The sequence below is a fragment of the Proteus sp. Marseille-Q3619 genome (genome assembly GCF_965283115.1).
On sequence record NZ_CBDIMP010000001.1, the window covers coordinates 607,689 to 618,958 of the forward strand.

General features: G+C 33.9%; 9 protein-coding genes and 1 tRNA gene. 3 read left to right on the forward strand and 7 right to left on the reverse strand.

Annotation, left to right across the window (positions count from 1 at the left end; all coding sequences use genetic code 11):
• The first annotated feature begins 70 nt into the window (after positions 1-70).
• Positions 71-146: transfer RNA gene (locus ACWPWK_RS02850), tRNA-Lys, on the forward strand.
• A gap of 237 nt (positions 147-383) precedes the next feature.
• On the opposite strand, the gene ACWPWK_RS02855 is transcribed toward ACWPWK_RS02850, so the two are convergent.
• From ACWPWK_RS02855 to ACWPWK_RS02880, 6 genes are all read right to left on the reverse strand, one after another.
• Positions 384-1,073: a fimbrial biogenesis chaperone gene (locus ACWPWK_RS02855; RefSeq protein WP_109374199.1), complete on the reverse strand. Its 690-nt coding sequence runs from the start codon at positions 1,071-1,073 to the stop codon at positions 384-386.
• A gap of 2 nt (positions 1,074-1,075) precedes the next feature.
• On the reverse strand, positions 1,076-2,455 hold the full coding sequence (locus ACWPWK_RS02860; protein WP_244185082.1) for a fimbrial protein: 1,380 nt from the start codon (positions 2,453-2,455) through the stop codon (positions 1,076-1,078).
• Positions 2,452-4,980: a fimbria/pilus outer membrane usher protein gene (locus ACWPWK_RS02865; protein ID WP_109374198.1), complete on the reverse strand. Its 2,529-nt coding sequence runs from the start codon at positions 4,978-4,980 to the stop codon at positions 2,452-2,454. The genes ACWPWK_RS02860 and ACWPWK_RS02865 overlap by 4 nt, the downstream gene beginning before the upstream one ends.
• A 16-nt stretch (positions 4,981-4,996) precedes the next feature.
• Positions 4,997-5,722 carry a fimbrial biogenesis chaperone gene (locus tag ACWPWK_RS02870; protein ID WP_109374197.1) on the reverse strand — a complete coding sequence of 242 codons (726 nt, stop codon included), beginning with the start codon at positions 5,720-5,722 and terminating at the stop codon, positions 4,997-4,999.
• A 63-nt stretch (positions 5,723-5,785) separates the two neighbouring features.
• Entirely contained in the window at positions 5,786-6,316 is a 531-nt protein-coding gene (locus ACWPWK_RS02875) for a fimbrial protein (RefSeq protein WP_109374196.1), read from the reverse strand.
• Positions 6,317-6,940: 624 nt separating this feature from the next.
• Positions 6,941-7,387 carry a DUF6386 family protein gene (locus ACWPWK_RS02880; RefSeq protein WP_109374195.1) on the reverse strand — a complete coding sequence of 149 codons (447 nt, stop codon included), beginning with the start codon at positions 7,385-7,387 and terminating at the stop codon, positions 6,941-6,943.
• A 259-nt stretch (positions 7,388-7,646) separates the two neighbouring features.
• Between ACWPWK_RS02880 and ACWPWK_RS02885 the strand changes: the two genes are divergently transcribed.
• A complete protein-coding gene (locus ACWPWK_RS02885; RefSeq protein WP_162558390.1) occupies positions 7,647-8,483 on the forward strand; it encodes a hypothetical protein in 837 nt (278 codons plus the stop codon).
• 226 nt (positions 8,484-8,709) lie between these two features.
• Entirely contained in the window at positions 8,710-9,540 is an 831-nt protein-coding gene (locus ACWPWK_RS02890) for a hypothetical protein (protein ID WP_109374193.1), read from the forward strand.
• 111 nt (positions 9,541-9,651) lie between these two features.
• Here ACWPWK_RS02890 and putP read toward each other — a convergent pair whose 3' ends face one another.
• On the reverse strand, positions 9,652-11,136 hold the full coding sequence (putP, locus tag ACWPWK_RS02895) for a sodium/proline symporter PutP (protein WP_109374192.1): 1,485 nt from the start codon (positions 11,134-11,136) through the stop codon (positions 9,652-9,654).
• Positions 11,137-11,270: the final 134 nt, after the last annotated feature.

Consider the following 11,270-nt stretch of genomic DNA (forward strand, 5'->3'; position numbering starts at 1 on the left):
TATCCATTTGAAAAAAAAATCAAAATAAGCACTTGACCATCGCATTTGAGAGGAGAATAATCAGTGCATCGGGTTGTTAGCTCAGTCGGTAGAGCAGTTGACTCTTAATCAATTGGTCGGGAGTTCGAGCCTCCCACGACCCACCAAATTTAAGCTGATAAATCAGACATTTATGCCACTTAGCAATAAGTGGCTTTTTTGTATCTGGAAGAAAGTGGCGACAAAATGGCGCATTTATCTTAATCTAGAAACTCAAAATAATACGGTAATTAAAAAAATAACATTGGCTTATATTTCATTCAATTTTTATAATTAATGAGACTAATTAAAACAAACAATTAGTCTAATTTAATTACATAATCCAATACAAACCACCAGAAAATCTACTTTATCTCTTTTTTATCTTTAAATTCGCCACCAAAATCATCAATCAGAATATAGCTAATTTGGTTTATTTGACTGTTTTCTAATGTAACTTGTTGTTTTGAAAATGGCGCTATCATAGGAATGAGAATATTAGGATTATTTTCGCCAGATGCTGATTTAATAGTGACATAAAAAGGTGTCGGATTTTCAATTGTTAACTGTTTATCTGATCTCATAAAAATAAGAGCGCTACTGACATCGGAAATCACCATAATTAAATCATCAGGGCGATAGAATACTTTTACTTGTAATCTGACAACGACATTAATTAAACCTTCATCATATTTTTTGTTCGCAGGCTTAGGCATGATTTCATATAAATTAAGCCAGTAAAGTGTCTCTTTCTCTTTATCTGTATTGGTAAATTTATTAATTACTCGTACTCGTTGTGATTCACTCGGTTTTAATTGTAATACTGGCGGTAATGATAAAGCGGAAACATCAGTTATGGTTTCTGGAGTATTTTCTGGATTGCCATCATCCACCCATGTTTGAACCACCACAGGAAACTCACCATCATTCTTTATATTTAAGGATGTTTCTTTGTCTGAGTGATAAAGGATCACTCTTGACCCCTCTAATGCTAAATTCGCTTTGGCGATAAACGAAAAACACAGTAACAGAATAAAAATACTGATCCTTTTCATATTTATTGCACCTGTATAATTACTTGTAATGTCGCATTAAATTTACCAGCAGTTATTTTCTCTCTCGGTAACGCTTCTAATGAGGCATATAATGTTTTAGTTAAATCGGCAATACCATTATTATATGAGACTGAACTAGCATCATCATAAATAGGATACCAACCATAACCTTCACCTTGCCCTTCATTAGCTAATGTTGATAACAAGTTTAATGGCATACCTGATGGGCGATATATTCTTACACCAACCCCTTTTTCCATATTTGAGTCAGTACCATAACCGTCTGTCACTAAATGAGTAATTGCGGCACCATTAGGTACTGTTAATCCTAATTCAATTGCCTTGTTAACATTTGTAGGTCTAGGTAAAAATCCCATTGCGGTTTGCCCTGCTCCCGTTCCGCTGGAAATATTACTCATGCCATCGTTCGCAGGTGGTGCTAATTGACAATAAAAATCAATAGTAATAGGTAAAGTCACTTTTTTGCCACTTGCTAACTCATTAATAGTGACCAATGGGAATGAAACATAAGGCGTAACATTTCGCACAAAACAAGTGGACACATTACGAATATAAATACGACGAGACATATTTACAGCAGCAGGCCAATAAGCATAAAAGCCATGATAATTTGTAGCGTGATCTGTACCATCTTTTAATAAATAAGAGAAGTTAGAGCTTTGAAAAGCGATATAACCTGCTGGTTGGTTAATAAATGTAATTAGTCCGCTACTTGATTGTGCGGGTGGCATATCGCTTGTTCTTTCATAGTTAATCTTAAATAACTCCACTTCCATATTAGAGAAGTCTTTTGCTTTTACTAAGATCCACCCTTGGCTATCTCTTTCTAAATTTGTTAATGGTCGCGATTTCCAATAGCGGCTATAATATTCACCCGTAACAGTATTTTTAATACGGATACCTAATCCTCTTGCGAGACTAATATATGTTTCTTGTAATCCTAAAGCTGGATTAACTAAATTTTTGCCACCATAGTTATAGTCACCATTCGTTGAATAGAACTCTCTTAATTTACCCTCTTCATCAGCTGTGCAACGAAATAATATTTGTTCAGGATCATAAACTTCATAACCCGCCTCAAAAAAAGAGACAAAGCCACTCGCCACTAATGTACCTGGAATTTGAAACTGATCGTTATTAACATTAATTACTTTAGGGGTACTTCCCATTGATCCTGAATCATCCCGTGCACCTTGCCAATTTTTCGCTGAACCTTTACCAGGCTCGGTATAAAGTACACTATTGGGATTCGTCGTGGTGATTGTTATTTTATAACATATTGCCGAAGCTAAAGAAGAAAATAGCATCAACGCCAATAAAATAGAGAACTGACAAGAAAGTAAACAGCGATTTAATTTCATAAGCATTGACCTGATAATAAAATGAGTTTATCGGCTTCTTTTTCTTCTGGTATTGAGTAATCGATTTGGCAGCTATCTTCATCTTTACCGACGGTCAGTGTCCCTTTTCTATTTTCAACCCTGACATAAATCTGGTTACTTTGTCCCACCATGCCAACAATATGCCTATCTTTATCATAAACATTTTCACCTAATACCAATGGACTTTCAGGCTTAACCGAAATCAATACAGGATATCCGACTTGGGTTTTAAAAACGATTTTGGTACTTGAACCTGAATACGGTGCTATTTGTTTAGTGTTTTCCAGTAGCTCAATATTATTATTTCTAATATTTTTCCCATCCAAACTAACATTGTTATATTGATAAGGAACAAGGGAAGGCACAATAGCGTAACCAAAAGGATCAATGCGTGCCCCCATACCATTACTCACCCTCGCACCACTTGCACCTTTTGCTTCTACTAAAGCAAAAGAATCACTAATACGAGGCCCTAATGTTACCCCGCCACTGTGTGCAACTAACGCACCTTGAATACCCACGCTACCTTGAGTGTAACGTTTACCATTAGAGATACTGCCTGATAACGTAGTAAAAGGAAGCTGTTTAATTAAATGCAAACCACTGCCTACCGCTCTATTTTGTGTGTCGTAATCTGCATTTACACTATAAGAAAGTGTTTTATCTTCCCCTAAAAGTCCTGATAAATTCGTTTGGTAACTTGAATCATCACTAGAATGACTAGAAGATAATGATAGCATTGGCGAATAATCAGAGCGTCCTAATGGCATAGAAACAGATAACATCACCATATCTTCCGATATCGGATCGGTTGTTATTGATGTAAAAGTATTATTTGCCGTCATTTGCCCCGTTTTTTGGCGGCTATAGGCGAGGCTATAAGCAATATCTTTATAGGTATTGGAATAACCGATTTGATACTGGGCATCATGTCCTTTATTACCATAATAATTACTGATAGAGCCTGAAATATAAAGTTGCCCCCACTTATCAAGAGACTGATTAACACTCAGTGTAAACTGGCTTTCTTGGTTATAACTGTTGGAATTCCATTCCATATCATTGCTTACACTTTTTCTCAATCCCAAGACATCATTATATTCGCGGAAATTCTCTGTTGAATATTTATAACCTGCGAGTGTAATAACGGTATTGGTTGGGCTAAAAGTACGGCTATAACTAATACCTAATCGTCCACCTTGATAATTATTACCGCCGACTTCAGCATTTGAAAAGGCTGAATTAAAACCTATCGCCCCTAATTTTGTAGCAATAACAGAGCCGACAAATACTGCCTGATATTGATGACCTACACGCATCCCTGTATTTAGCGTTACCGTATTATTCACACCATATTGCAAAGCAACATCTGAAAAATAACTATTTTCTGAACCAAAGTTATTCACTTCACCCGCAGTAAAGTTATATTTAAAGCGACCAGCCCTTACTGACTCAGGTAATGCGGTAAATGGCACTGTAAAAGAAGAAACTTTGCCATTACTTTCGTTGATTTCGACTAATAAATCCCCTTCATAACTGGTTGGATAAAGGTCGTTTATTTCAAATTGTCCAGGTGATACCGTTGTTTGATAAATTTCAGTGCCGTTTTGTTTTATCACTACACGGGCGGTAGTCGTCGCAATACCACGAATAATAGGTGCATAACCTTTTTGAGAATCTGGCAACATTCTTTCATCAGACATTAATTGAATACCTTTAAATGCCAGACTAGAAAATTGTGCGCCTGTTGTATAAATATCGCCGACAACTAACATTGACTTTAATGTCAGTAATGGTTTTTGTAGATAAGTTCTTATCCAATTAAAGTCACTATTACTTCCCGATTTTGATGAATTATAAGAGTAAGATGCTTGTTGGCGAAATTGCCAAGTTCCCAGATTTACGCCCATATTGACACTACCAAAACCATAGTCTGAAGTTTGTCCGTTCGATTTATTCTTATAGTAATTACCCGAATAATTGGTGAACAACATAGTGTTGCCCGCATCTAAATCGTCTTCATTGACATAGCCTTGTGGTCTTCGTTTTAATAAGATTTGAGGCACTGCAATCATTATTCTAAAGTTAGAAGCATCAAACGAATCTACAATGTTTGTATTAATTTGGTTTAATACTAAACATTGACTATTATCTTGACTGATCTCGTTCTCCAGCAAGATCCCCATTTCATCAATTTGTTGTTGATTAAAACAAGGTGTCACTTTGCCTTTATCATTTAGTTGAAAACGCACAGTTTTTCTTTCAAAAAAACGATTATTAATGTAAATGTCAACATCATAATCACCAGGCTCTACATAATTACTATCATGAAGCTGATTAATGTTGATATTATTTTTGTTACCTAATAATAAAGAAGGATCAAATTCATAATCATCAGCAAATGCAGAAGTCATTGATTGAATAAATAGAGAAAATGAGCCGATTAAGAGTACGACTTTTATTCTCTTATTTAATTGTGCTGTACTTTTTTCTATGACTTTCATTTCAATGCCATTTTTATTAATGAATTAAATCTGTCACGCTGTTTTGTCCACCTAGATCGTTAAGGTATTTATAGGTTATTTTATCGGGTGAAAATGAAAGCTTTCCGCCATTTTCAGCGACTAATACTTCCGTTGATAACGGAGAAACCATAGTTGATTTAAATATAAATTTTTGTCCCGATGCATTAGTGGCCTCAAGTTGTGCAAATGACACAAAGAAAGGTGAATCATTTTTAACTTTTATATTGCCATTACTTTCTTTTGAGAAAGATATTTGTTTCTCGATATTATTTAACTGAGAGACAATCGCTGTTGGGCGATAAAATATTTTTAATCGATGATGCACAATAACCGTAAAGCTATTTCCTTCTTTTATATCTTTATTCAAATCTTTAGGTGGGATTTGTGCTACGTTTAAATAGAAAATAGATTCTTTATCTTGTGGCAAACCTTCACCAGTATAAATTAATCGTGCGTCTCTCCCTGTTTTAGGATCGATACGAAACACGGGGGGCTGAATAACAAAAGGCGCATCTGCATTATCCGGGGTCGAATTAGGATTATTTTTATCCGCCCATATTTGCATAATGTAGGGAATTTCATCGTTATTCATAAACTTTAAAACTTCAAAGCGTGAATCCGATGAATAAACAATACGTGTTTTTAGCATAGTGACACTAGAATATGATGCTGTGCTATAACTTAAGAAAAATACGACAATTAGCAGTATTATTTTTTTCATTACTTATCTTCCTCTTATATAAATAGAAAAATGTCTCCTTTATATAAAGGAGACATATAAGCATTATTGATAAGAGATAGAGTACTGCACACTACCTTCTACTTTACCTGCTGTTGCAACATCATCGGCATAATAACGTACAGCATAATCATAAGATGCTGCTTTTTCGTTTGCTTTTAATACTAAACCTTCGTTACCTACACCAGTTAAATCAATTTTGGTGCCTGTTTTCGCAGGATCAATAATTTCTAAGCTAACATTGTTATTTGCTGCTGTATTACCAATACGACCTTCTGTTGTCAGATTATTAGCAATAAAAATGGTTTTAATATTTGTATCTGTTGGTTTAGAACCAGTACAACCACTCACTGCGATAGTAAATGGTGTTTGTCCTGCAGTTTTACCTGCTGTGTCTAATGCTGTAACAGGAACAGTAGGTAATAAAACAACAGGAAGTGCAGAATTACCATTCACAGTTACAGTACAAGTTTCATCAGAAACTTCACCTTGGAAACGAATGGTATTATCAGAAGCTGCAAAAGCGGTAGAAGAAAAAATACCTGCTATAACAGTAGCAAGAAGTATTTTATTCATAATAAAACTCTCCGGTAATATATCAAAATAAGACTAGTTTATTGTATTGGTAATATAAAAAGGCGAACACGAAATAAGTTTATTAATAACCTTATTTCATGTTTATTACGTACTAATATTTAAGTATGTATAATTATCAGCTTATTTACTCATAAAATGCAACTAAATTCACCGAGTATAGAGGTTAATACGTATACATTTTTCTATTTTAAGTATATTCTTATAATCTAAATATGACTATTACGTATTTTTGGTAAGATATTTATTAATTTTATTAGGATTAATATTAAAAATTATATTAATCCAGTTCAAATTGACATTTGTCATTTTTAATAAAACAAGAACAATAAATTGATTAATTAAATTTAAAAAAATCTTTCCCATTCTTTATTTTATTATTGAAATATTATTTTTTCTTTTAGTGATATTTAAACCATATTAATAAATTAAAATTTAGTAAATTGATTAACTTTATTTATAATCACCACATTCGTTATATTGTATTTAATATAACCATACTTTTTTAATCTACATTTATTAACTTATTAATAAAAAAACAAGAATAGCGCTTAAAATAATAGTATTTTCAAATTGTTACCATTACGTTATCATTTATATACTCCTTTAATATAAACGTAAAACATTCTCAAATTTATTTATTCTCACTTTACTGTAAATGATAGAAATAAAAAGTAGGCTGTTTACCTTTTTTAATGATACGTCATAATATCCTACTGGAAGAAAAATAATTTCCCCTGCACGATATTGTGGATCATCTGGCTCTAAATTACCGCCAGTTGTATCCTCTCCCGCACCAAGAAAGATTTCACCAGATGGACAATGTATGTTTATTTTTACATCTGGATCTTCAATTTTATCGCATAGATTAATAGTGTAGAAACCATCATTACCCAAACCAATAAATGCGATATTACCTTTGTTCATTTCATCTAGCTCATCATCAGGTATGCTCCACCAATCTGCTGTATCTGATTTTCTATGCCGGATCGCTTTTAAATCAAAAATGGCTAGAGTTGCCGTATCAGTCATAAAAGAAAATGCGTTTAACATATTCACGCCCCAAAAAACAATTTTGATCGTACCAAAATATATTTCTTACCTTTATGTATCGTTGAATTATATAGGATTTTATCTATACTAGACCTATATTTTATGTACTACTTATACTCTAAATAATTCAAGTTACAGCTAGGCGACAAGTGAATGAGTCACTAGGAGCATACATAAGTATGTGACTAGTGTGAATGAACGTAGGCAACAACGCTGTAGCTTGAAGTATGACGAGTATATAATATACATGGACGGTCTTATGAAATTACAACAACTCCTTATCTCCCTTTCCCTTTATGCGGTATCCTCATTGCCAGCAACCGCTGCGACGACTCAATGTACTGATATTGAAAAGCAAACCAATATTGCCAATAGCAACATTATATTGCTCAGTTCTTACAACGGCCCTGTTAAATCAGTCACGATGACAAGCACTATACCCCATGACGGGCGTTTTAAAGCACTAAAAGGTGAAATTTACTTTGATGAATGTGGAAAGTTATTGAAAGATAGCACATCAATGCAAGAGTACTTTGAAGGTAATGTAGAAACTAATTTAATAAGAACATTGCCTAATAATCCTTCTGTTATCCGATATCAATTTCAGATAAAAAATGGCTATGGTTCACACTCTATCTATATGCAAGAAACCTATCATAAAGATGGACAGAATCGGTTCAACAAAAAAATAATTCAATATTATGCAGATGATGGCACTTTACTGGATACAATCACCAGCCAATTCGACTATAAAGATGGGCGCATTATTAAAGAAACAAGTAAATCATCTGATCCTACAACTGAGACTATCACAACAGAGTACACCTATAATCCTCAAGGAAAACTACAATCCGTAATAGAAGACGGTAAAATAAACGTAGAGTATCAGTATGATCCAAAAGGAAAAGTCGTTACTCAATCAAACTATATCAAAGGCGTTAATGGAGAAGATAAAGCCTTTATCACTACTTGCCTTGAATGGGACAAATTTGCTAATTGTTCAAAAGAGGAACTTGAAAGTACGATTAAATTTAATGATGAAGTGATTAATTTCAGTAAAGCCATGCTTCATAACGAGTTTATTTACTACGAATAATATTTACATTATATTTTCGTATCAAATTTAAGTTAATAATATAAAAATCAGACTATCAAAAATAGACTGGTTTTTATATTTATTACATATCTTCTTATCTATGGTTAGATACTTATTCTTGATACTTTCATTAAAAAACAATTTATGTAAAACTACTTAAATCAATTAATGATGAATATGCTTTATAACATGTTCTCTTTTAATAAAATTTAAGATGACGCATTATATGAAATTATCACTTCTTTTTATTTTTTCTCTATACACACTTTTTATTTCACTCCCAGCATTTGCGACATCAACATCTTGTAAAGATCTACAAAAACAGGTGAACCAGTCTAATAATATGCCCACTCTGTTAGAGTTTTATTATGGGCCTATAAAATCCATCATTATCACTAGTACATTACCTGAAAAAGGTCGATTTAAAGCCTATAAAGGTGAAATACAATTTGATGAATGTGGCTCTCTCACTAAATTTGATTCTTCTACGCAAGAATATATTCATGAGCGAATTGAAACAAATCTTGTAAGAATGTCAACACCTTATAATATCAAATATAAATACCAGCTGAAGAGCTTACACAAAGTCTACACTCTCTATCTTAATGAAATATATGGTAAAAATAGTCAAAACCAGCTAATAAATAAAACTTCTCATTTCTATGATGGAGATGGAACACTTATAGGAACCGATTTTTCAAAAATTGTTTATGATGACAGTAAGATTGCATCAGAAACAATTATTGAATCTAGCGCTGAAAATCAAGGGAGTACAATTTATTATTCTTATGATAATAAAGGCCGCCTCTTAAAAGCAATTGATAATAATGAAGTAATGTTAGAATTTAATTATGGCGAAGATGGTAAAATCTTACATCAAATACAAATATTTACGAGTTTGTATGACGATATAAGAGAGTATGATAGTACTTGCCAAGAATGGGATAAATATAATAATTGCTTAACATGGAATATGGTAAGTGAAGTTAGAAAAGATGGCAAAATAATCGATACCAGCACAGCAATTTTATATAATAAATTTGAATATTATGAATAAGTTACTAGTGTTATAAATTATACTCTCTTTTAAATTTATAATAAATTTACATAACAAAGGCCATCTTATTAAATAAAGTGGCCTTTTATTGTTCTAATTTTCTATATTTTATTATGTATTACGATATTGAGTTTCAGCTTCATCAAAGCGTTGTTGGTTTTCTTTACTCGGCTCTTTACCCATTAAACTGATGACAACGATAGCGATAGAGGCGAAGATAAAACCAGGAATTATTTCATATAACCCAAACCATTTATATTGCATCCACACTAACACGGTTAAAGCACCAATCAACATTCCAGCAAATGCACCATTACGAGTCATACGTTTCCACATTACAGAAATGAGGATCACAGGACCAAAAGCGGCACCAAAACCTGCCCACGCGTTACTCACTAAATCAAGCACCTTATTGTTTGGATCACGCGCTAAGAAGATTGCGATTATCGCAACTAATAACACCATGCCACGCCCTACCCAAACTAACTCTTTTTGGCTTGCACTTTTACGAATAAATGGCTTGTATAAATCTTCAGTTAACGCACTTGCACAGACTAATAATTGACAGCTTAATGTACTCATTACCGCAGCTAGAATTGCAGACAACAGAATACCCGCAATCCATGGATTAAAGAGCAGTGAAGCCAGCTCCATAAAAATACGTTCATTTTTAGCTGTTACAGCGCCCGCTTGTGCTGGATTCATTTCAAAGTAAGCAATACCAAAGAATCCAACCGCAACCGTGCCACCTAAACAGAGGATCATCCACGTCATACCAATACGACGTGCTTTACGAATAGTTTGATTAGAATCGGCCGCCATAAAACGTGCAAGAATATGAGGTTGCCCAAAATAACCTAATCCCCATGCTAATAACGAAACAATCGCAATAAAATCAAGCCCTTTGAACATATCCAAATAAGAGGGATCTTTTGCTTTAATGATAGCAACAGAAGTATCAATGCCGCCCACTGAGAAAATAACAATAATAGGTGTTAGGATCAGAGCAAAGATCATTAAAGTCGCTTGAACGGTATCTGTCCAACTTACAGCAAGAAAGCCACCTAAAAAGGTATATGCGATAGTTGCAAGCGCACCATAAATCATCGCTTCGTGATAAGGAATATGAAACGTAGATTCAAACAGCATTCCACCAGCAACCACGCCTGATGCACAATAGATAGTAAAGAAGGTAAGAATAACTAACGCTGAAATGATACGTAGCATTTTGCTTTTATCATCAAAACGCGATGTCAAATAATCGGGCAACGTTAATGCATTATTATTTTTTTCAGTTTGCAAACGTAAACGCCCTGCAACTAAACGCCAGTTTAGCCACGCGCCTAAACAGAGTCCAATAGCTATCCAACTTTCTGAAATACCAGCGAAAAATACCACGCCAGGTAATCCCATTAATAACCAACCACTCATATCTGAAGCACCCGCTGACAACGCAGTGACTACACTGCCTAATCGCCGACCGCCAAGAATATAATCATCAAAGTTTTTTGTTGAACGATAAGCAAGGTAGCCAATAAAAAGCATACCCAAGATATAGATCGTAAATGTAATTAGCATTGGCGAAGTTAAAGCCATAATTGCAGTTCTCCATAAATCTGTTTCCGATCATCGGTATGCTTTTGACTTGTACAGGAACGTTGCACTTCGTTGCGCATTAATGATCTTTTCAGTTTTTAATTAAAATAATTTCTTACAGCAACAGATAAAGC

What these genes read in the sequence shown, in the direction of transcription:
- ACWPWK_RS02875 (WP_109374196.1), bottom strand. Translation starts at nt 6,316, where the DNA reads ATGAATAAAATACTTCTTGCTACTGTTATAGCAGGTATTTTTTCTTCT.
- ACWPWK_RS02865 (WP_109374198.1), bottom strand. Translation starts at nt 4,980, where the DNA reads ATGAAAGTCATAGAAAAAAGTACAGCACAATTAAATAAGAGAATAAAA.
- ACWPWK_RS02860 (WP_244185082.1), bottom strand. Translation starts at nt 2,455, where the DNA reads ATGAAATTAAATCGCTGTTTACTTTCTTGTCAGTTCTCTATTTTATTG.
- ACWPWK_RS02880 (WP_109374195.1), bottom strand. Translation starts at nt 7,387, where the DNA reads ATGTTAAACGCATTTTCTTTTATGACTGATACGGCAACTCTAGCCATT.
- ACWPWK_RS02870 (WP_109374197.1), bottom strand. Translation starts at nt 5,722, where the DNA reads ATGAAAAAAATAATACTGCTAATTGTCGTATTTTTCTTAAGTTATAGC.
- ACWPWK_RS02885 (WP_162558390.1), top strand. Translation starts at nt 7,647, where the DNA reads ATGAAATTACAACAACTCCTTATCTCCCTTTCCCTTTATGCGGTATCC.
- putP (WP_109374192.1), bottom strand. Translation starts at nt 11,136, where the DNA reads ATGGCTTTAACTTCGCCAATGCTAATTACATTTACGATCTATATCTTG.
- ACWPWK_RS02855 (WP_109374199.1), bottom strand. Translation starts at nt 1,073, where the DNA reads ATGAAAAGGATCAGTATTTTTATTCTGTTACTGTGTTTTTCGTTTATC.
- ACWPWK_RS02890 (WP_109374193.1), top strand. Translation starts at nt 8,710, where the DNA reads ATGAAATTATCACTTCTTTTTATTTTTTCTCTATACACACTTTTTATT.